Origin of the sequence: Bradyrhizobium quebecense (genome assembly GCF_013373795.3) — a bacterium.
Lineage (GTDB): Bacteria > Pseudomonadota > Alphaproteobacteria > Rhizobiales > Xanthobacteraceae > Bradyrhizobium > Bradyrhizobium quebecense.
The window spans coordinates 5,324,942-5,344,561 of sequence record NZ_CP088022.1; the positions used below are offsets into that span (position 1 = coordinate 5,324,942).

21 protein-coding genes are annotated in these 19,620 nt (G+C 63.3%); 11 read left to right on the forward strand and 10 right to left on the reverse strand.

Annotated elements, in window-relative coordinates; translation table 11 throughout:
• Window positions 1-212: 212 nt before the first annotated feature.
• From HU230_RS25650 to HU230_RS25665, 4 genes are all read right to left on the reverse strand, one after another.
• Window positions 213-428 (reverse strand): hypothetical protein, encoded by a 216-nt coding sequence (locus HU230_RS25650; protein WP_176529314.1) that lies wholly within the window; start codon window positions 426-428, stop codon window positions 213-215.
• 180 nt (window positions 429-608) lie between these two features.
• Complete coding sequence (locus tag HU230_RS25655; protein ID WP_176529313.1) at window positions 609-1,193, reverse strand: protein-S-isoprenylcysteine O-methyltransferase; 585 nt, start codon at window positions 1,191-1,193, stop codon at window positions 609-611.
• A 198-nt stretch (window positions 1,194-1,391) separates the two neighbouring features.
• Window positions 1,392-1,934, reverse strand: coding sequence for an SGNH/GDSL hydrolase family protein (locus HU230_RS25660; protein WP_224943558.1), 543 nt, complete (start codon window positions 1,932-1,934; stop codon window positions 1,392-1,394).
• Window positions 1,935-2,020: 86 nt separating this feature from the next.
• Window positions 2,021-2,566 (reverse strand): thioesterase domain-containing protein, encoded by a 546-nt coding sequence (locus tag HU230_RS25665; protein WP_176529312.1) that lies wholly within the window; start codon window positions 2,564-2,566, stop codon window positions 2,021-2,023.
• Here HU230_RS25665 and HU230_RS25670 point away from each other — a divergent pair.
• Both HU230_RS25670 and HU230_RS25675 read left to right on the forward strand, forming a co-directional pair.
• The gene (locus HU230_RS25670) at window positions 2,565-2,756 is read left to right on the forward strand and encodes a hypothetical protein (protein WP_176529311.1); all 192 of its coding nucleotides are present in this window, start codon (window positions 2,565-2,567) and stop codon (window positions 2,754-2,756) included. The two genes, HU230_RS25665 and HU230_RS25670, sit on opposite strands and share 2 nt — an antisense overlap.
• Window positions 2,757-3,160: 404 nt before the next feature.
• Window positions 3,161-4,366: a hypothetical protein gene (locus HU230_RS25675; protein WP_176529310.1), complete on the forward strand. Its 1,206-nt coding sequence runs from the start codon at window positions 3,161-3,163 to the stop codon at window positions 4,364-4,366.
• A 112-nt stretch (window positions 4,367-4,478) separates the two neighbouring features.
• Here HU230_RS25675 and HU230_RS25680 read toward each other — a convergent pair whose 3' ends face one another.
• The gene (locus tag HU230_RS25680; protein WP_176529309.1) at window positions 4,479-4,958 is read right to left on the reverse strand and encodes an Lrp/AsnC family transcriptional regulator; all 480 of its coding nucleotides are present in this window, start codon (window positions 4,956-4,958) and stop codon (window positions 4,479-4,481) included.
• A 283-nt stretch (window positions 4,959-5,241) separates the two neighbouring features.
• Between HU230_RS25680 and trxB the strand changes: the two genes are divergently transcribed.
• The 3 genes from trxB to HU230_RS25695 all read left to right on the forward strand — a co-directional run bounded on the left by trxB (window position 5,242) and on the right by HU230_RS25695 (window position 8,575).
• Window positions 5,242-6,207 carry a thioredoxin-disulfide reductase gene (trxB, locus tag HU230_RS25685; RefSeq protein WP_176529308.1) on the forward strand — a complete coding sequence of 322 codons (966 nt, stop codon included), beginning with the start codon at window positions 5,242-5,244 and terminating at the stop codon, window positions 6,205-6,207.
• 2 nt (window positions 6,208-6,209) lie between these two features.
• Window positions 6,210-7,130: a LysR family transcriptional regulator gene (locus HU230_RS25690; protein ID WP_029081982.1), complete on the forward strand. Its 921-nt coding sequence runs from the start codon at window positions 6,210-6,212 to the stop codon at window positions 7,128-7,130.
• Between the two features lie 530 nt (window positions 7,131-7,660).
• Window positions 7,661-8,575, forward strand: coding sequence for a 4-hydroxy-tetrahydrodipicolinate synthase family protein (locus HU230_RS25695; RefSeq protein WP_176529307.1), 915 nt, complete (start codon window positions 7,661-7,663; stop codon window positions 8,573-8,575).
• A 156-nt stretch (window positions 8,576-8,731) separates the two neighbouring features.
• On the opposite strand, the gene HU230_RS25700 is transcribed toward HU230_RS25695, so the two are convergent.
• A complete protein-coding gene (locus tag HU230_RS25700) occupies window positions 8,732-11,125 on the reverse strand; it encodes a heavy metal translocating P-type ATPase (protein ID WP_176529306.1) in 2,394 nt (797 codons plus the stop codon).
• A gap of 65 nt (window positions 11,126-11,190) precedes the next feature.
• On the opposite strand from HU230_RS25700, the gene HU230_RS25705 reads away from it, so the two are divergent.
• The gene (locus HU230_RS25705) at window positions 11,191-11,466 is read left to right on the forward strand and encodes a metal-sensitive transcriptional regulator (RefSeq protein ID WP_092124125.1); all 276 of its coding nucleotides are present in this window, start codon (window positions 11,191-11,193) and stop codon (window positions 11,464-11,466) included.
• Window positions 11,467-11,626: 160 nt separating this feature from the next.
• Here the strand turns inward: HU230_RS25705 and ychF are convergent, their stop codons facing one another.
• The 4 genes from ychF to HU230_RS25725 all read right to left on the reverse strand — a co-directional run bounded on the left by ychF (window position 11,627) and on the right by HU230_RS25725 (window position 14,848).
• A complete protein-coding gene (gene ychF / locus HU230_RS25710) occupies window positions 11,627-12,724 on the reverse strand; it encodes a redox-regulated ATPase YchF (RefSeq protein ID WP_176529305.1) in 1,098 nt (365 codons plus the stop codon).
• Window positions 12,725-12,855: 131 nt separating this feature from the next.
• A complete protein-coding gene (gene pth / locus HU230_RS25715) occupies window positions 12,856-13,461 on the reverse strand; it encodes an aminoacyl-tRNA hydrolase (protein ID WP_176529304.1) in 606 nt (201 codons plus the stop codon).
• Between the two features lie 55 nt (window positions 13,462-13,516).
• The gene (locus HU230_RS25720) at window positions 13,517-14,242 is read right to left on the reverse strand and encodes a 50S ribosomal protein L25/general stress protein Ctc (protein ID WP_176529303.1); all 726 of its coding nucleotides are present in this window, start codon (window positions 14,240-14,242) and stop codon (window positions 13,517-13,519) included.
• A gap of 342 nt (window positions 14,243-14,584) precedes the next feature.
• Window positions 14,585-14,848 (reverse strand): accessory factor UbiK family protein, encoded by a 264-nt coding sequence (locus HU230_RS25725; RefSeq protein WP_176534863.1) that lies wholly within the window; start codon window positions 14,846-14,848, stop codon window positions 14,585-14,587.
• Between the two features lie 177 nt (window positions 14,849-15,025).
• Here HU230_RS25725 and HU230_RS25730 point away from each other — a divergent pair, with 177 nt between their 5' ends.
• From HU230_RS25730 to HU230_RS25750, 5 genes are all read left to right on the forward strand, one after another.
• Entirely contained in the window at window positions 15,026-15,760 is a 735-nt protein-coding gene (locus HU230_RS25730; protein ID WP_176529302.1) for a dienelactone hydrolase family protein, read from the forward strand.
• A gap of 15 nt (window positions 15,761-15,775) precedes the next feature.
• On the forward strand, window positions 15,776-16,618 hold the full coding sequence (lgt, locus tag HU230_RS25735; protein WP_176529301.1) for a prolipoprotein diacylglyceryl transferase: 843 nt from the start codon (window positions 15,776-15,778) through the stop codon (window positions 16,616-16,618).
• A gap of 84 nt (window positions 16,619-16,702) precedes the next feature.
• Complete coding sequence (locus HU230_RS25740) at window positions 16,703-17,761, forward strand: class I SAM-dependent methyltransferase (RefSeq protein ID WP_176534862.1); 1,059 nt, start codon at window positions 16,703-16,705, stop codon at window positions 17,759-17,761.
• Window positions 17,758-18,525 (forward strand): peptidoglycan editing factor PgeF, encoded by a 768-nt coding sequence (gene pgeF / locus HU230_RS25745; protein WP_176529300.1) that lies wholly within the window; start codon window positions 17,758-17,760, stop codon window positions 18,523-18,525. Before HU230_RS25740 ends, pgeF begins: the two co-directional genes overlap by 4 nt.
• Window positions 18,526-18,600: 75 nt before the next feature.
• Entirely contained in the window at window positions 18,601-19,533 is a 933-nt protein-coding gene (locus tag HU230_RS25750) for a MerR family transcriptional regulator (RefSeq protein WP_176529299.1), read from the forward strand.
• Window positions 19,534-19,620 lie beyond the last annotated feature (87 nt).

The window sequence follows — 19,620 nt, forward strand, 5'->3', positions numbered from 1 at the left end:
TTGATCCGTTTGTGCAGCCAATTGCTGCGCATAACCGATACCGGCTTCAAAAGTCACGGAAGCCACAACGACGCCAACACCGACAAGCAGCCGCAGGCCGCATCGTTTCCGATTGAATTCTGGCACCTTCAGACCCTCACAAGGGCAAGACATCTCCCCGAGCGCCGCCTTCAGCAAAGCTGAAGGTGTGCGCTGCCAGGGCGATCCCCGAACTAACCCTTCGTTACGATCGGAGCCGGAGCTTTTCCAACCGGGTACTTGCCAACCGGATATTTGCCAACCGGATATTTGCCAACCGGATATTTGCCGATCGGCATCTTGCCAACCGGAGCGTTTTCCGTGACCGGCTGCGGATGTGGCAGGTCGGCTGCGCTGGCGGCAGCCATGAAACCAAAAGTCGCAACTCCAACAACCAGAAATTTCAACATCGTGATCTCCGAGATGGACAGCGTGAGTGGGAGCACCTTACCCTCTATCGGCTACGGCGCAATTAACGCTGTATCGAGGCTCGTGCTTGTGCGGTCATTTCTTTGCAGGATGTGACAAAAACGACACGGAATGATTGCTTTGCGTGCAGGGCCCGGCGAGACCGACCTCGTATCGCCGGCTCAGAGCAGCCTCGGCATAATGCGTCCGGTCCGAGCCATATACTCGCGATACTCGTCGCCGAACGTTTCCAGCATCATCTGTTCTTCTCTGGCAAGCCGCCCGAAAAACAATGTCCCAAATCCGATCAGGCCAGCGAAACCGGCCACCAAATTCGGCAAGAGCAATGCCTGGGCGGCAGCCCAGAGCCAGAATGCGGAATACATGGGGTGGCGAATTTTTCGATAGATCCCGTCGGTGATCAGGTGATGATTTTCCCGCACGTCGAGACTTACCGACCAGTTCCGACCAAGAGCGCGATGGGTCAGCCGGAACATGATCAGCGCTGCAATCGCCAGGAGAACGCCCAGCCAGGCTTGAGCTGGCCGGAAGACGTACGATGCGAAATGAGGTGCGGCTGTTGCGATGTAGACGAACGGCACAATGCCGAGACCGGTGAGCGATATCAGCAGCAGGGTGTTTTCGCGAGCACCCCGGGCGCTCCGCAAGACCCTTTCACGGCGAGCACGACGCGCGTATCTGTAGCGGATGAGATACCAACCGACCGCCATCATGATAAACACGAACTTGGCAATGTCAGGCGTCATCGTGGGCCCAGGGCTCGTTTCGCTGGCGCGTCATCTCTGCCGACCATTGAAAGGGCGCCAACCTTAGCGAGCGTTAGAGATTTGACCTAAACTGATCCACAGATCAGCATGAAACAATCATACAGGGCTTGCACGTCGTTTGCACTGATAAGTTGGCCGTGCGACCGCTCGAATCCAAGGCGGAGGCGTCGCTGGGCTCTACCTCGCCTGCGGCGAGGCCGCGATGGCTCTCCGGTCGATCATCGCCAACACTCGCGGGAGTAACTGCGACGCTATGAAAGCATGGCCGTCAGTCGTGAGGTGAATGAAGTCAAAAGCGTAATACTGCCGCGGAATCTCTTCGTCGTACACGATCACTTTGATGGCGCGATCACGCAACCGCCGCTCCATCGCGGCGATGTTGGCCGCCCGCTGCTCCTTCGTAACCAGGAAACGCCTGTCGTTGCCTCCAGGCTGCAAGATTACGATGTCGGTTCCCCTTGGCACATCGCTATCAATGCGCTTGAGCATGCCGGCTGTGGTATCGAAGGGAACGCCCGCATTGACGACGTTCGCATTGACGCCCTTCCCTTTCAGCAGAACCTCTAACTTGGCCGGGTAGGCACCTTGCTTTCCAACGTACCAGCCTTGCGTATTGCTTGCGCCGACCGCCACGATATGAACCGGTTTTGTGAAGGCGGCGCAAACGGTCGCCAGGATACACAAGGCCATAGCGACCGAGAATTTTCTGAACGGCGTCACCGACTGCCTCCGGCCTGAAGTGCTAAAGAGAACAATACGAACACCGGGCCCCGACAGAGACGTGACCTAAAGCCTTACATATAGTGTCAAACCCCAACTCCAGCTGCCTTCTGGGCGTCATGCGAGGAATTGGTTGAAGCTCCGGCCGCAGGCAAGTCCGCGTTCGAAGGATTCTGGCGTTGTCGTGGGCGCGCGACAGCGAGCCCGATTGCCCTGATCTTTCGCATCACCAGGCTATGCAACGCCGCGCTTTTATCGATGTTGAAGTGGTCGACGTTTACATCGCGAACGTAGAAGTTTGTAAGCTCGCCGCGGAAGCCGGGGCCGCGACTTATTCGAGCGCTTTCATGCTTGTACAGATTCAAAACCCTTGCGACATTAGCCGTCGCCGCATGAGGCGACGTTCCGTCGAATGGGACAACCAAAGCGACCGGCACGCCCATCTGGCCAAGGTACTCTGCCATCGACATCACGGCATCCGCACCAAGAGAGTGCCCCATCAGTATGATGGGGCCACGCTGGCCCGCTCGATAGTTCGCGATAATTTCGTCGGCAACGCCTCTCCACTGGGCGTGATTGGCGACAACCGCGGCGATGCCGGCCGCGCGCAGATGGACGGCGAGGTCGTCCATGCCCAAAGAGAAGACATTCAACAATCCGCGAAACAAGTATGCGTGCGCCGCGGAGGAATGCAGCCGAGCTGGCGAACCGGTCGATCTCAGTGCAACGGGTATTGCGGGGCGAGCCTGCGCCGCGTTGTTCAAATGCAAGCTGCTTGCAAAAACAACCGTGAAGACGGCGCATACCCGCGCCGCGCTGTAACATAATCTTTTCATTTCAATGTCCCTCGCCCACCTCAAGTCCAGTCGCATTAAACCAGACCTACGAATCGTGACAATCAAGAGCGAGTTCGAAATGCGTGTTGAGGCGCGCAATTGGTTTACTGTCGCGGATTTGCCACATCGAGCCACGACCGTTCATGACCTTCCGGCGGTCAATTGGCTTCCACTATGGGAAGGTCCTCTGTACTTTTTGATCGAGGCCAACTCAAAGGGTGTCGCCTCGCGGAGGGAGTGGTACCTTAATAAGGCCAAAAGCCGCACCATCCATGTCGGCTACACCAAGGCTTCGGAAGCAACGTCGCAAGAGTTCCGGGGTAACGTGTCTATGCGGTCCGGTTTCCGGAACGAGTGGCAACCAATGTCCATAACGATTCGAGTTGCTAGATGATTCAACGACGGCACGTCTTCCACATTGGCGGTTACGATCCAATCACCCCAGAAGAGCAGGTCGAGCGCTTGCGCCGCTCGCTGTCGAGCTTCGAAAAGGTTTGGGGCGCCTCTTCACGGCTGTCGGAAATCTCGAACACATCTGCAATCAATGCTTCGTGCGACCTGGAAGCATGGGGACCAAACTGGAAAACCGACACCACCTTCGAGATGCTGCGCTGGGACGATCTCATCCGGCGCGATTCGGGAGTTAGGCTGGTGCCTCGCCTCGTTCAGTCCCTGAAAGCGCTATTCAACTTCATCCTTACCGGAACTCTATTCAGATATGCGGTCGCAAGCTGGAAATATGCTCTCTTCTTTGTCTTTCCATATTGCTGTTTGCTGTTGATTGCATGCTGCGGCGTTGGGCTGTCATATCTGCTTGTCAGGCTCATACCCGCTACATTCTGGCTTGAACAATTGCTGCTTGGTGTTTTTCTATCGCTTGCCATCTTCATCAGCTCGATGCTCTGGATTGGACCCAAGCGTCGGATAAACCACATCCTTGATGATGCCATTTTCTCCTACCGGTTTCTTTACGGGCAAAAAGGCGAGCTTGATAAGCGCCTCGGCGATTTTGCGGCCTTGATATTGAGAACGGCTCGGGCCGCAGATGTTGATGAAATTCTGATTGTTGGCCATTCCCTTGGCGCCGCGCTCTCGATAGCGGCGGTCGCGCGCGCGCTGAAGCTGGATCCTCTGCTTGCAACGCACGGACCGAAGCTATGCATCCTCACAGTGGGCGCCACGATTCCCAAATTCTCATTGCATCCGATGGGCGGCCAGATACGGGAAGCGGCACAACTTGTGGCCGGAACGTCTGCCATCGACTGGGTCGAGTACCAGGCACGAGATGACGCAATCAGCTTCTATCGCTTCGATCCCGTCACGCTGAAACGCACCAGTCGAGACTATTCAGGAGAGCACCCGAAGATTCGGCGCGTCCAAATACATTCAATGATCGATCCGGTCCGCTTCAGACGCCATCGATTCAACTTCATGCAAATTCACTATCAGTTTCTAATGGGAAACGATCAGCGCTCGGTTTACGACTATTGCATGATTACTTGCGGCCCGCTCGCGTTCAACGTCGCGACTTCACCGTCCGGGGCTGTTGGACTATTCGAGGCAAACGGTTCGGTGATGACAGCCCGAGGTTGCTGAAGACCCTTCACCAAGCTCAAACCATGGTGCGTTGGCACCAGACGTCAGACACGTAGTTGCGCACCCTGGTTCGATGCCGGCGCATCGCCCCGAAATGACGCGCCGCCGCGCGCTATCCGGCAGCCTTGATATCCAGCGGCACCGCGGCTTCGTATTTCGAATTGTGCAGCACCAGCGACGTCCTGACGTTGCGCACATGCGGCGCGGCTGTCAGGTGGGTGACGAAATCCTGGAAGGTCGCCATGTCCGGAGCGACGCATTTGAGGATGAAATCGACTTCGCCGGACAGCATCCAGCATTCCCGCACCAACGGCTCGGCGCGCACGAAGTTCTCGAAGGCGCGGAGATCGGCGTCGGCCTGGCTCGACAGATGCACCGAGGCGAACACCGTGACGTCGTAGCCGAGGCGGCGCGGATCGAGCAGGCCGCGGTAGCCCTGGATGTAGCCCTCCTCCTCCAGCGCCCGGACCCTGCGCAGGCAGGGCGGCGGCGAGATCCCGACGCGTTTGGCGAGCTCCACATTGGTGATTCGGCCATCGGCCTGGATCTCGGCGAGGATTTTGAGGTCGATCTCGTCAAGGTTCTTCGACACGCGACTTGGGTTCCCTCAGGGTTCGGAAGGTTTGGCAGGTCTGCCGGCAACTCTCATAGCGCAGCAGGCCGGCATTGCGCAATTTTATTGCGCGTGCAGCGCACGATTTCGCGAATGTGACTTCAGTTCCGGGGAAAAATCGCTGCCATGGATTGCAAATCTTGCATAGCTTCCCAGATATCCTAGACTTGGATTTGACACTTTTGGCGCCGCCGTGACGCGTTTCCGGGGCGCTTCCCGCACAAGTCCTTGATCAAAATCCCCAAAACAGAGGGATCTCACAATGCCCGCGCCTACCCATGCCAAGGTCGTCATCATCGGGTCCGGCCCCGCCGGTTACACCGCAGCGATCTACGCGGCGCGCGCGATGCTCGAACCGATCCTGATCCAGGGCATTCAGCCGGGCGGGCAGCTCACCATCACCACCGACGTCGAGAACTATCCGGGCTTCGCCGACGTGATCCAAGGCCCCTGGCTGATGGAGCAGATGGAGAAGCAGGCGGCCCATGTCGGCACCAAGCTCGTCATCGATCTCGTCAACAAGCTGGAACTCGGCCAACGCCCGTTTCGTCTGACCTGCGATTCCGGCGACGTCTATCTCGCCGAGACCGTCATCCTCGCCACCGGCGCCCAGGCGCGCTGGCTCGGGCTGCCCTCGGAAGAGAAATTCCAGGGCGGCGGCGTATCGGCCTGCGCGACCTGCGACGGCTTCTTCTACCGCGGCAAGGACGTCGTGGTGGTCGGCGGCGGCAACACCGCGGTCGAGGAAGCGCTGTATCTGACCAATCACGCCTCGCAGGTCACCATCGTGCATCGCCGCGATCATTTCCGCGCCGAGCGCATCCTGCAGGAGCGGCTGTTCAAGCATCCCAAGATCAAGGTGGTCTGGGATTCCGCGATCGACGAGATTTGCGGCACGGAGAACCCGAACAAGGTCACCCATGTGCGGCTCAAGAACGTCAAGACCGGCGCACTGACCAACCTCAAGACCGACGGCGTCTTCGTCGCGATCGGCCATGCGCCGGCGACGGAGCTCGTCAAAGGCCAGATCAAGCTGAAACCGTCGGGCTATGTCGAGGTGGCGCCGAATTCCACGGCGACCTCGGTGCCCGGCCTGTTCGCCGCGGGCGACGTGGCGGACGAAACCTTTCGGCAGGCGGTCACCGCCGCCGGCCTCGGCTGCATGGCAGCGCTCGAGGCGGAACGCTTCATTGCTCTTCGCGCGAGCGATCGCGCAGCGGCGGAATAATCATGGCACGCTCTCGCGACGGATTTACGGATATGGATTGGGACAAGCTGAAGGTCTTTCACGCTGCGGCGGAGGCTGGCAGCTTCACGCATGCCGGCGAACAGCTCGGCCTGTCGCAATCGGCGGTCTCCCGCCAGGTCAGCGCACTGGAGCAGGAGCTCTCGGTGTCGCTGTTTCACCGCCATGCCCGCGGCCTGATCCTCACCGAGCAGGGCGACCTGCTGTTCCGTACCGCGCATGACGTCTTCATGCAGTTGCAGGCGGCGCGCGCAAAGCTCACCGACAGCCGCGAGCGGCCGAGCGGCGATCTCAAGATCACGACACCGCCGGCGCTCGGCATCAACTGGCTGATCCCGCGGCTCGACGAATTCGTCGCGCTCTATCCGGACATCCGGATCTCGCTGATCGTCACCGACGAGGACCTCGACCTGTCGATGCGCGAGGCCGACGTCGCGATCCGCACACGCAAGCCGACCCAGCCGGACCTGATCCAGCGCAAGCTGTTCTCGATCGGCTTCCATGCCTATTGCTCGCCGGAATACATCAAGCGCTTCGGCACGCCGCGGACGCTTGATGATCTCGACTCGCACCGCATCATCATGCTCGGCGACTCGCAGGTGCCGCCGCATCTGCAGAACCGCAGCTGGCTGATCGATGCAGGCCGCAACGGCTCCGGTCCGCGCGAACCCTACTTCAAGGTCAACAACATCCTTGGCCTGGTGCGCGCCTGCCAGCAGGGCCTCGGCATCGCCGCGTTGCCGGACTATCTGGTCGAACAGAACAACCTCGTGCAGCTGTTCGGCGAGTCCGACTCGATCGCGCTCGACACCTACTTCGTCTATCCGGAAGAGCTGAAGACGGTGGCCCGGGTGCAGGTGTTCCGCGACTTCGTGGTCAGCAAGGCGCAGCGCTGGCCCTCCTGATTAAGCTGCCCTTATAGGGCTGGTTTATAGGCTTTCCGCGCTGCCCCGAGAGGCCCCTGAATCTCCGCATGACTGACATGCGACCTGGATAGTTGCTGCAGAGCGTCGATGGGGATCATAGTGTTTACACGCTGAGCGGTCGCGTCGCGCATATGTCCCCCTCCTCCAGTGGCGCGGAAGTTCAGTAATCCCTCTTGGAAGGTGATTGTGTCGGCCTCACGTGGCCAATACCTTAAGCCGGGCTCACTCGAGCCCGGCTTTTTTTCATCTCCATGTCTTTCATGTCAGGCTCGAACGTGCCGCACGTCACGGTCAGCATGTGGATTGACAACAACCTCGCAGCGCAGCATCATTATCCAATGATCACGACTTCGTGCGCCGTTGTGTCGTCGAAAAAAGCTCCTCTTCCGGGGACACGAGATCGCGCGCGATAAGATCACCTTCGCATTCAACCGATCCCGAAACCCCGCCGCCTGGACGGGGTTTTTTGTTGGTCCCGTCTCCGGCTTTGCCCCCTTAGGAGATGGAACATGACTGAGCTACACCAGCAATTGCAGGGCCTCTGGCTGCCCCTGATCACGCCGTTCCGCGACGGCGAACTCGACGTCACCTCGCTGCGTCGCCTGGTGCGGCACTATGCCGGCGGCCCCATCGACGGGTTCATCCTCGGTGCAACCTCCGGTGAAGGCATGGCGCTCAGCACCGATGAGCTGGAAGGGCTGGTCAGCGTCGTGCTCGACGAGCTCAGTGCCAACTCCCGCCACTTGCCGGTCTGCCTCGGGCTCTCCGGCGCCTCGACGGCCAGGATGAAGGATGCGCTGGACGATACGGCCGACTGGCCGATCAACGGCTACCTGATCGCGAGCCCCTATTACATCAGACCCTCGCAACGCGGGCTCGTGCAGCACTTCAACGCGCTGGCCGATCACGCATCGTGGCCGGTGGTGCTCTACAACATTCCGTATCGCACAGCGGTGAACCTGACCAACGAGACGCTGCTGGCGCTCGCGGAACATCCCAACATCGCCGGCATGAAGGATTGCTGTGCCGACCGCGCGCAGTCGATCGACTTCCTCAACCGCCGGCCCGCCGGCTTCCGCGTGCTGACCGGCGAGGACGCGCAGACATTCGATGCGCTCTCGGACGGCGCCGACGGCGCGATCCTGCTCTCCGCGCATCTGGAAACCAACACCTTCGCTTCGATCCGCACGCTGCTGAAGCAGGGCAAGCGCGACGCGGCAGTGGCGGCGTGGCAAAGCGTCGTCGGCCTGACCCGGCTGTTGTTCGCTGAACCGAGCCCCGCACCGGCCAAGCACTGGCTGTGGCGGCAGGGGCTGATCGACAGCCCCGAGGTGCGGCTGCCGATGGTCGAAGTGAGCGAGGATCTCGCGACCTGGCTCGATGCCGAGATGGAGCGGCGCGCGCAGCTTCTGCTGCCGGCGTGATCGCTCTTCTCCCTCTCCCCGCTCTTGCGGGGAGAGGGTTGGGGTGAGGGGCCGCTTCCGCAATATCGGAGGGAGATGGATTCGCTGGGAGTCCCCCTCACTCGGATCGCATCTTACGATGCGATCCGACCTCTCCCCGCAAGCGGGGCGAGGCGCCTAATCCAGCTTCACCCTCGACAGCCGCAGCGCGTTGCCGATCACGCTGACCGAGGACAGCGCCATCGCGGCAGCGCCGAGCATCGGCGACAGCAGGATGCCGAACAGCGGGTACAGCACGCCGGCCGCGATCGGCACGCCGGCGGCGTTGTAGACGAAGGCGAACGCCAGGTTCTGGCGGATGTTGCGCATGGTCGCGACCGACAGGCGCCGCGCCCGGACCAGGCCCATCAGGTCGCCGGTGAGCAGCGTGATGCCGGCGCTCTCGATCGCGACGTCGGTGCCGCCGCCCATCGCGATGCCGACATCGGCTGCGGCGAGCGCCGGCGCGTCGTTGACGCCGTCACCCGCCATCGCGACGGTGCGGCCCTCGCCGCGCAGCCGCTGCACGACCTCGCTCTTGCGCTCCGGCAGCACGCCGGCCTCGACCTCGTCGATGCCGAGCGTCTTCGCCACCGCGCGCGCGGTGGTCTCATTGTCGCCGGTCAGCATCACGATACGCAAGCCCTCGGCGCGCAACGCCTGCAGCGCATTCGCTGCCGACGTCTTGACCGGATCGGCGATCGCGATCACGCCCGCGGCGAGGCCATCGACCGCGACATAGATCGCCGTCGCGCCATCGCGGCGCGCGGCCTCGGCGGCCTGATCCAGCGCTGACGTTACGATCTTCAACTCACCCATCAGCACCGCATTGCCGAGCGCAACCTGCCTGCCTTCGACCGTTCCGGTCGCGCCCTTGCCGGAGGGCGAGGCAAAGTTGCTGACGGCCGCCGATGCCAGCTTGCGCTCCCTGGCGGACGCGATGATCGCCTGCGCCAGCGGATGCTCGCTGCCCTGCTCGACGCTGGCGGCAAGGCGCAGCAGATCGCTCTCGTCGAACCCTTCGGCCGCGATAATGCGCACGACCTTCGGCTTGCCCTCGGTGAGCGTGCCGGTCTTGTCGATGACCAGCGTGTCGATCGCTTCCATCCGCTCCAGCGCCTGCGCGTCGCGGATCAGGATGCCGGAATGCGCGCCGCGGCCGACGCCGACCATGATCGACATCGGCGTTGCCAGTCCCAGCGCGCAGGGACAGGCGATGATCAGCACCGTGACGGCGGCAACTAGCGCGAAGGTCAGGCGCGGCTCGGGGCCGAACACCGTCCAGGCGATGAAGGCGAGCGCGGCAGCGGCGATCACTGCCGGTACGAACCAGCCGGCGACGCGGTCGGCGAGCCGCTGGATCGGCGCGCGCGAGCGCTGCGCCTTCGCCACCATTTCGACGATCCGCGCCAGCATGGTGTCGCGACCGACCTTCTCGGCACGCATCACGAGGCCACCGCTCCGGTTGACGGTGCCGCCGATCACCCTTTCGCCTTCCGCCTTCGCGACCGGCATCGACTCGCCCGTGACCATGGACTCATCGATGACGGCGCTGCCCTCGATGACGACGCCGTCGACCGGCACCTTCTCGCCGGGGCGCACACGCAGGCGGTCGCCGATCTTGATCGCGTCGATGTCGATGTCCTCGTCACCGTGATCGGTGATACGCCGCGCGGTCTTGGGCGCGAGGCCGAGCAGCGCGCGGATCGCGCCCGAGGTCTGCGCGCGGGCGCGCAATTCCAGCACCTGGCCGAGCAGCACCAGCACCGTGATCACGGCCGCCGCCTCGAAATACACCGCGACCGCACCATGCATGTCGCGGAACGCCGGCGGGAACAGCTGCGGCGCCAGCGTTGCGACCACGCTGTAGAGATAGGCGACGCCGACGCCCATGGCGATCAGCGTGAACATGTTGAGATTGCGCGTGACCACCGACTGCCAGCCGCGCACGAAGAACGGCGCGCCGGCCCACAGCACGACCGGCGTCGCCAGCACGAACGAGATCCAGTTCGACCAGTGCTGGGGCACCAGATGCATCAGCCCGAGATGGCTGCCCATCTCGAGCACGAACACAGGCAGCGTCAGCGCGAGCGCGATCCAGAACCGCCTGACCATATCGATCAATTCGGGATCCGGCCCATCGTCGAGCGAGATCTGCTCCGGCTCCAGCGCCATGCCGCAGATCGGGCAGCTGCCGGGACCGACCTGGCGCACCTCGGGATGCATCGGGCAGGTGTAGATCGTGCCGGCCGGCATTGGCGGCTCGGGCGCGCGCGGATTGAGGTACTTGTCCGGCTCGGCCTCGAAGCGCTCGCGGCAGCGGCCGCTGCAGAACAGATACTCCTCGCCCTGGTAGCTGAAGCGGTGCTTGGCGGTTGCCGGGTCGACCTTCATGCCGCAGACCGGATCGATCGCGAACGCTGCTTCCGCCGGCGCGGCGTCGTGATCATGCCTGCCGCCGCAGCAGGAATGCGCGGCCGCGCCATGATGGTGATGATCCGCGTGCGAATGGTCGTGCTCTGTGTGCGCCACGAGACTCTTCCCGGCCGGTATCCCGGCCTCTTGATTTGTATACCCTAGGGGGGTATATGAGACCTATGAGAGACGAGGTCAAGACATCCTGCTTAAAACGGCTCAAACGGATCGAGGGTCAGATCCGCGGGTTGGCCGCCATGGTCGAGGAAGACCGCTATTGCATCGACGTGGTGACGCAGATCGCGGCCGCGCGCGCGGCGCTACGCCGCGTCGAGGAAGAGGTCCTGCGCGATCATGTCGCCCATTGCGTCGAGCATGCGATCTCGTCCGGCGACAAGGCCGACCAGCGGCGCAAGATCGCCGAGCTGATGGATGTGATCGGCCGCGCGGACCGGTGAGCTGGAAGCAACTCCTATCAGGGTCGCTTCACCTCGCCCGCTCACGATGGAGTCGGGAGCGTTACCGCATATTCAGTGTCGTCCCGGCGAAAGCCGGGACGACGTGGGGATATAGCGGTGCTTAATTCGCTGCCGCCGCGCGCACGGCTGAACAGCGCGCTCAGGTATTGAAGCGGAAGTGCATGACGTCGCCGTCGGCGACGACGTAGTCCTTGCCTTCGAGCCGCAGCTTGCCGGCGTCGCGCGCGCCGGCTTCGCCGTTGCCGGCGATGTAATCCTCATACGCGATGGTCTCGGCGCGGATGAAGCCCTTCTCGAAATCGGTATGGATCACGCCGGCGGCGGCAGGCGCCTTGGTGCCGCGGTCGATCGTCCAGGCGCGCGCTTCCTTCGGGCCGACCGTGAAATAGGTGATGAGGTCGAGCAGCTGGTAGCCGGCGCGGATCAGCCGATCGAGCCCGGCCTCTTCGAGGCCCAGCGTCTCCAGGAACTCGGCGCGCTCGGCGCGCGACAGCGTCGCGATCTCGGATTCGATCTTGGCCGAGATCACCACCGCGACCGCGCCTTCCTTCTTGGCTTGCTCGAACACCGCCTTGGAGAAATTGTTGCCGTCCTTGGCCGAGCCTTCCTCGACGTTGCAGACGTAGAGCACGGGCTTCGAGGTCAGGAGCCCGAGCATGCGGAAGGCGCGCTCCTCTTCCGGCTTGCGCTCGAGCGCACGCGCCGGCTTGCCGTCGCGCAGCAGCACCAGCGCGCGGTTGACGAGCTCGAGCTGCTCCTTGGCTTCCTTGTCGTTGCCCTTGGCCTTCTTCGAGAGGTTGTCGACGCGCTTCTCGAGGCTGTCGAGGTCGGACAGCATCAGCTCGGTCTCGATGGTCTCGATGTCGGCGAGCGGCGCGATCTTGCCTTCGACATGGGTGATGTCGGAGTCCTCGAAGCAGCGCACCACATGGGCGATCGCGTCGACCTCGCGGATGTTGGCGAGGAACTGGTTGCCGAGGCCTTCGCCCTGCGACGCGCCGCGCACCAGGCCTGCGATATCGACGAAGGTCAGCCGGGTCGGGATGATCTGGGCGGATTTCGCGACCGCTGCGAGCTTCTCCAGCCGCGGATCGGGCACCGCCACCTCACCGACATTCGGCTCGATGGTGCAGAACGGATAGTTCGCCGCCTGGGCGGCCGCCGTCTCGGTCAGCGCATTGAACAGCGTCGACTTGCCGACGTTCGGCAGCCCGACGATCCCGCATTTGAATCCCATGTTTGTCCCGATCTCTCGCGCGCTCACGCTGCGCGGTTGAATTGACTGAGGTCGTCATACGCGGGCTTGACCCGCGTATCCACCCACTTGGAAAAATGGATCGCCGGGTCGAGCCCAGCGCTGACGGGGGTCTAGTTCGGCCCCTCGTCCTTGTTGTCGAAAAATCCCTTGGCCTGCATCGTCAGATGCACCTTGTTGGCGAACGAGGCGTCATGTCCCGCAGCCAGCAGGCCGGCATTGTCGGCGACGGCCTGACACAAGGCCTCCACCCACGCCCGGTCGCTCTTGGCGAAGTCCGACAGCACGTGGCTGTGCACGAACTCCTTGACGCCGGGATGACCGATCCCGAGCCGCACCCGCCGATATTCGTTGCCGATATGCGCGGAGATCGAGCGCAGGCCGTTATGGCCGGCGATCCCGCCGCCGATCTTGACCCGCACCTTGGCGGGCGGCAGTTCGAGCTCGTCGTGGAACACGGTGATGTCGGCGGGGGCGAGCTTGAAGAAGTTCGCCGCTTCCTGCACCGCGCGCCCGGACTCGTTCATGTAAGTGGTCGGCTTCAACAGCACGACCTTCTCACGATCGACCACGCCTTCGGAGGTCTCGCCCTGAAAGCGACGGCGCCATGGTGCGAAACCATGACGCCGTGCAATCTCGTCGACCGCCAGAAAACCGATATTGTGCCGGTTGCTGGCGTATTTCGCGCCAGGATTACCGAGACCGACAAAAAGGCGCATGGCGCGGCATCCCACGTCGGCGCGCCATCAGACGATCGCGCGCCGACCTGATCGATTACTTCTTCTTGTCGCCACCGCCGGCGGGAGCCTTGGCACCCGCGGCCGGAGCCGCAGCACCCGCAGCCGGAGCCGCCGCAGCGGCCGGAGCTGCAGCACCCGCGGCCGGAGCAGCGCCACCAGCAGCCGCCGCAGCTGCAGCCTTCTGCTCTTCGGCGTAGCCGGACGGCGGCACGATGGTGACCAGCGTCGCGTCCTCGCGGGTCAGCGACTTCACGCCCTTGGGCAACGTGACCTCGGAGAGATGCAGCGAGTAGCTGATCTCGAGGCTGCCGACGTCGACTTCGATGTATTGCGGAATGTTGTCGACCGCGCACTCGAGGTCGAGCGCGTGGGTGACGATGTTCACGGTGCCGCCGCGCTTGATGCCGGGGGCGGTTTCCGCGTTGACGACGTGCAGCGGCACGCTGACGCGGATGGTCGCGCCTTCGCCGAGCCGCATGAAGTCGACATGGAGCGGGAAGTCCTTCACCGGGTCGAGGTGGAAGTCGCGCGGAATCACGCGGTGCTTCTTGCCCTCGAGGTCGATGTCATAGATCGTGGTCAGGAACCGGCCCGCCAGGATGCGCTGGCGCAGTTCACGATCGTCGACCGAGATGGTGACGGGGGGCTGGTTGTCTCCGTAGATCACTCCGGGAACTCTCCCGGCGCGACGCTCTGCCCGGGCGGCCCCCTTGCCGCTCTTCGGACGCGCGGTCGCCTTCAATTCCTTGACGGTCGCCATAGCGTTAAGTCCTTGTATTTAAAAAGTTAAAGGCCGCAGCGCGGCCCATGCTCAGGTCCACAGCAAGCCTCCAGGGGTGCGGGGGCCGCGGACGTGGCGGGCTTTTAGCCCCAAAGGGCCGAAATGACAAGGAAATGAAGGGATTTTTCTCACCCTCGCTTTCCCACCCTCCCCTGGAGGGGGAGGGTCGGACCGCATGCAGCGAAGCGGAATGCGGGCCGGGGTGGGGTGATCTCTCAATACGAGCAGAACTCGGGTGGAGGGACCTTCACCCCACCCCGGCTCAAATTTCGCTGCGCTCAATTGTGAGCCGACCCTCCCCCTCCAGGGGAGGGTAAAGAATCAGGTCACTCCGCCTACCCCGAGCTTGGCTTCCAGCGCGGCGATCCTCGCCTTCAGCGCCTCGTTCTCCTCGCGCGCCAGGCGGGCCATATCCTTGACCGCGTCGAATTCCTCGCGCTTGACCACATCGAGGTCGCGCAGGATCCGTTCGGCCTGGTTGCGCATGACCGTGTCGACCTCACGCTTGACGCCCTGGGCTGCGCCCGCGGCATCGTTCATCAGACGGCCGATCTCATCGAAAAACCGGTTGCTGGTCTGGGTCATCTGGCAAAACTCTCCGCGTTCACTGAATCGCCAGAAGACAATGGCGATCCCCGCCATCCGGTTCAAGTCCGCCGCGAATGGCAGACCTCCCGGGAGCTTGCCTTGTCATGCTCCGGTTTCCTTGCAATCGTATGAACTCACAACAGAAATCGCACACATAACGCGAGCAGAAACGCCATGATCGAGCAGACCGTCGAGATCCCGACCAAGGACGGCAAGACCACCACCTTCATCACCCATCCCGAGCGCGGCGGCCCCTTCCCTGTCGTCATCTTCTATATGGACGCGCCAGCGATCCGCGAGGAGCTGCGCGACATGGCGCGCCGGCTCGGCACGTCAGGCTACTACGTGATGCTGCCCAACATGTATTACCGCGCCGGCGTGATGGAGCTCGGCCCGATCAATCCCGATCCGGAATCGCCCGAGCGCAAACGGATGTTTCAGCTGATGCAGTCGCTCAACATCCCGCTGGTCATGGAAGACACCAAGGGCCTGCTCGCCTACGCCGAGACGCAGAAGGCCGCCAACACCGAGATCATCGGCACCGTCGGCTATTGCATGAGCGGCCGCTATGCGGTGAACGCGGCGACGCATTTCGGCGATCGCGTCAAGGCCGCCGCGTCGGTCTACGGCACGCATCTGGCGACCGATCAGCCCGACAGCCCGCATCTTGCCGCGCAAAAGACCAAGGCCGAACTCTATTTCGCCTGCGCCGAGACCGATATCTACGCGCCACAGGAAATCATCGAGCAGGTGAAGGCCGGCATGAAGGGATCGAACAACGAGGTCGAGATCTATCCCGGCACCCATCACGGCTTTGCGTTCCCCAAGCGTCCGGTCTATGACCGCGACGCCGCCGAACGCCATTGGGAACGGCTGCTGGCGCTCTACCGCCGCAACCTCGTGAGCTGAGTCTCAAGACACACGATGCCATTCCTGCTGATCGACTTTCCGGTATTCAACCCCGTCGCGCTCGCGCTCGGGCCGATCGTGATCCGCTGGTATGCGCTGGCCTATATCGTCGGCATCGTGCTGGGCTGGATCTATGCGCGCTCGCTGATCAAGAAGGAGCGGCTGTGGGGCGGCCCGCCGCCGATCACGCTGCCGCAGCTCGACGATTTCATCCTCTGGGTCACCATCGGCATCATCGTCGGCGGCCGCACCGGCTACGTGCTGTTCTACAACCTGCCCTTCTTCGTCGCGCACCCGTCCGAGATCCTGGAATTGTGGAAGGGCGGCATGTCGTTCCACGGCGGCTTCCTCGGCTGCGTCGCCGCAGTGATGCTGTTTGCCCGCCGCAACAACATCCCGATCCTGTCGCTCGGCGACATCACCACCGCGGTCGCGCCGATCGGGCTGTTCCTCGGCCGGCTCGCCAATTTCATCAACAGCGAATTGTGGGGCCGTCACGCCGATCCAAGCCTGCCCTGGGCCATGATCTTCCCCAATGGCGGACCGCTGCCGCGCCATCCGAGCCAGCTCTACGAGGCCGGCCTTGAGGGCATCGTGCTGTTCACTGCGCTGGCGATCATGATCCGGATGGGCGCGCTCAAGCGGCCAGGCCTCATCCTCGGCAGCTTCATTGCGATCTACGGCATTGCCCGGATCATCGGCGAGCATTTCAGGGAGCCCGATCCGCAGCTCGGATTCCTGTGGGGCGGCTTAACCATGGGCATGCTGCTGTCGGTGCCAATGATCATCGTGGGCGCTATCATCATCACGGCCGCCATTCGCCGCAGGGCGAACGGGCCGGCGCCGAGTTCAACGTAGAGCAAGTGCAATCCAAGGAAGGCCGTGAGCGAACCCTCCCCACTGCTGGATGAGATCAGGAAGCTGATCAAGCTGTCCGGGCCGATGCCGGTCTGGCGCTACATGGAATTGTGCCTGATGCATCCGCGCTACGGCTACTATCTGTCGCGCGATCCGCTCGGCCGCGAGGGCGATTTCACCACGGCGCCCGAGGTCAGCCAGATGTTCGGCGAACTGCTCGGGCTGTGGAGCGCCTCGATCTGGCGCGCGATCGGCTCGCCGGACACGCTCCGCCTGATCGAGCTCGGGCCCGGCCGCGGCACCATGATGTCCGACGCGCTGCGTGCGCTGCGCGTGCTGCCGCCGCTCTACCAGTCGCTCAGCATCCACCTCGTCGAGGTCAATCCGGTGCTGCGCGAGAAGCAGCACGCCACGCTGACCGGCGTGCGCAACGTCACCTGGCACGACAGCATCGACGACGTGCCGGAGGGACCGGCGGTGATTCTCGCCAACGAATATTTCGACGTGCTGCCGATCCACCAGATGGTCCGCCGCGAGACCGGCTGGCACGAGCGCACGGTCGGGATGGATGCCAATGGCAACCTGTATTTCGCGCCCGCGCCCGAGCCTGTACCGCACTTCGAGGTGCTGTTGCCGCCGCTGGCGCGCGCCGCCCCGCTCGGCGCGGTGTTCGAATGGCGGCCTGACAGCGAGATCATGAAGCTCGCAACGCGCCTGCGCGACCAAGACGGCGCCGCGCTGATCATCGATTACGGCCATCTGCGCAGCGACGCCGGCGACACCTTCCAGGCGATCGCGCGCCACAGCTTCGCCGACCCGCTGAAGAACCCGGGACAGGCCGACGTGACGGCGCATGTCGATTTCCAGGCCCTGGCGCAGGCCGCCGAGGATGTCGGCGCGCGCGTCCACGGGCCGGCGACGCAGGGCGACTTCCTCAAGCGCCTCGGCGTCGAGGCCCGTGCCGCCGGACTGATGGCGAAAGCCTCACCCGAGGTCTCCGCCGACATTGCCGGCGCGCTGAAGCGCCTGACCGATTCCGGACGCGGCGGGATGGGCTCGATGTTCAAGGTCATGGCCATCTCCGACCCGCGGCTCACCTCGATCGCTGGCCTCAGCGATCAGCCTGACGAGACCGAACAATGACATTGGGATCACCGCTGCTGTCGGCCATTCCGGGCCTGCGCCATGCCTTCTTCTCGCGCGAGGGCGGCGTCTCAGAGGGTATCTATGCCGGCCTCAATGGCGGGCTCGGCTCGCACGACGATCCGGCCAAGGTCGCGGAGAACCGGCGGCGGATGGCCGACCAGCTCGGCGTGCCATCCGACCACCTGATCAGCGTGCACCAGGTGCACTCGCCCGACGTCGTGGCCGTCACCGGACCATGGAATGGCGCGGTGCGCCCGAAGGCGGACGCACTCGTCACACGCACGGAGGGCTTGGCGATCTCGGTCACGACGGCCGACTGCGGGCCGATCCTGTTCGTCGATCCCCATGCGCGGGTGATCGGCGCGGCGCATGCCGGCTGGAAGGGCGCGCTGACCGGCGTGCTGGAATCAACCATCGATGCGATGGAGAAACTCGGCGCCGAGCGCGGCGGCATCGTCGCCGCCATCGGCCCGCTGATCCGCAAGGAATCCTACGAAGTCGGAAACGAATTCATCGAACGCTTCATCGAAGCCGATGCCGAGAACGGCATGTTCTTCATGCCCGCCGAACGCGATGGCCACGCAATGTTCGATCTCGCCGGCTTCATCCGCCTGCGGCTGGAAAATGCCGGCGTGCTGATGATCGACGATCTCGGCATCGACACCTATTCCGACGAGCGCTGCTTCAGCTACCGCCGCTCCGTGCACCGCAAGGAAGCCGATTACGGCCGGCACGTTCACGCGATCGCGCTGGAAGGCTGACGCCGGGCGCCTCTAGCGTTTTTTTTGCGACAAGCGTCTTGACTCTCCACCTGCTGGAGACCGGACAAGCGGCGCATGACACAACGCACCTACAGCATCGGCGAGGCGGCGCGGCTCAGCGGAATTTCCGTCCGCAAGCTCCGCTTCTATTCGGACCAGGGGTTGCTGCCGCCGGCCGGCCGCACCGCGAGCGGCTATCGCGTCTTCACCGACGACGAACTGGTTCGCCTCGACCTGATCCGCTGCCTGCGCGATGCGGGGCTCGGTCTCGACGCGATCAGTGAGGTCCTGACCAAGGAGCTCTCGCTGGTCGAGGCGCTGAAGCTCCGCCTCGAAACGCTGGAAGCGGAGATCGCGGCGCAGCGCCGCGTCGCCTCGGCCCTGCGGGCTGCGTTGCGTTCACCGCAACTCACCGAAGCAGACCTGAGGAGATTCCTGACCATGACGCAGCTATCCCGCGCCGAGCGCCGCAACGTCGTCGAACGTTTTTTCGAGAAAGTGTCCGACGGCATCAACATCGACCGGAAATGGGTCCGGCAGATGATCGAGACGACGGTGCCCGAACTGCCCGATGATCCGACACCCGAGCAATGCGATGCCTGGATCGAGCTGTCGTCGATCCTCAACGATCCCTCCTTCATCGCCAAAATGCGCGCGAACGCCAGCGACGCCTGGGATCGCGACGCCTTCGATATGGAGGCCTGCCAGGCTGCAAGCGACGCCATTGTGCGCGAGGCAAAGCAGGCGATCGACGACGGGCTCGAACCAACGTCTGACACCGGCAGCGCGATCGCGCGACAATGGCTGGAAGCCTCGGCCCGATTGATGGGCCGGCAGCCCGACCTGGATTTCCGCAACTGGCTTCGCGCCAAATACGCCCAGCATGACGACCGCGCCGCACGCTATTGGGAGTTGGTCGCTATCATGCGGGGGCAGCGGCCCGACAGCAGCCCGAACCGGGAATGGGCCTGGATCGTCGATGCCATGCGGCATCATCTCACTGACTGACGAGGAATTCGATCCTGTCCCCCCGCGGCGCTTGACCGGTCGACTGTTAAGCGCTGTGGCCGTCCTGCCCTAGACGTTAAGCCGTTT

Coding starts and splice junctions, on each gene's coding strand:
- HU230_RS25695 (WP_176529307.1), top strand. CDS start 7,661: ATGACTGAGCTACACCAGCAATTGCAGGGCCTCTGGCTGCCCCTGATC.
- HU230_RS25725 (WP_176534863.1), bottom strand. CDS start 14,848: ATGACCCAGACCAGCAACCGGTTTTTCGATGAGATCGGCCGTCTGATG.
- HU230_RS25705 (WP_092124125.1), top strand. CDS start 11,191: ATGAGAGACGAGGTCAAGACATCCTGCTTAAAACGGCTCAAACGGATC.
- HU230_RS25675 (WP_176529310.1), top strand. CDS start 3,161: ATGATTCAACGACGGCACGTCTTCCACATTGGCGGTTACGATCCAATC.
- lgt (WP_176529301.1), top strand. CDS start 15,776: ATGCCATTCCTGCTGATCGACTTTCCGGTATTCAACCCCGTCGCGCTC.
- HU230_RS25670 (WP_176529311.1), top strand. CDS start 2,565: ATGCCCAAAGAGAAGACATTCAACAATCCGCGAAACAAGTATGCGTGC.
- HU230_RS25655 (WP_176529313.1), bottom strand. CDS start 1,193: ATGACGCCTGACATTGCCAAGTTCGTGTTTATCATGATGGCGGTCGGT.
- HU230_RS25720 (WP_176529303.1), bottom strand. CDS start 14,242: ATGGCGACCGTCAAGGAATTGAAGGCGACCGCGCGTCCGAAGAGCGGC.
- HU230_RS25665 (WP_176529312.1), bottom strand. CDS start 2,566: ATGGACGACCTCGCCGTCCATCTGCGCGCGGCCGGCATCGCCGCGGTT.
- trxB (WP_176529308.1), top strand. CDS start 5,242: ATGCCCGCGCCTACCCATGCCAAGGTCGTCATCATCGGGTCCGGCCCC.
- pgeF (WP_176529300.1), top strand. CDS start 17,758: ATGACATTGGGATCACCGCTGCTGTCGGCCATTCCGGGCCTGCGCCAT.
- ychF (WP_176529305.1), bottom strand. CDS start 12,724: ATGGGATTCAAATGCGGGATCGTCGGGCTGCCGAACGTCGGCAAGTCG.
- HU230_RS25690 (WP_029081982.1), top strand. CDS start 6,210: ATGGCACGCTCTCGCGACGGATTTACGGATATGGATTGGGACAAGCTG.
- HU230_RS25650 (WP_176529314.1), bottom strand. CDS start 428: ATGTTGAAATTTCTGGTTGTTGGAGTTGCGACTTTTGGTTTCATGGCT.
- HU230_RS25730 (WP_176529302.1), top strand. CDS start 15,026: ATGATCGAGCAGACCGTCGAGATCCCGACCAAGGACGGCAAGACCACC.
- HU230_RS25740 (WP_176534862.1), top strand. CDS start 16,703: ATGCCGGTCTGGCGCTACATGGAATTGTGCCTGATGCATCCGCGCTAC.
- pth (WP_176529304.1), bottom strand. CDS start 13,461: ATGCGCCTTTTTGTCGGTCTCGGTAATCCTGGCGCGAAATACGCCAGC.
- HU230_RS25750 (WP_176529299.1), top strand. CDS start 18,601: ATGACACAACGCACCTACAGCATCGGCGAGGCGGCGCGGCTCAGCGGA.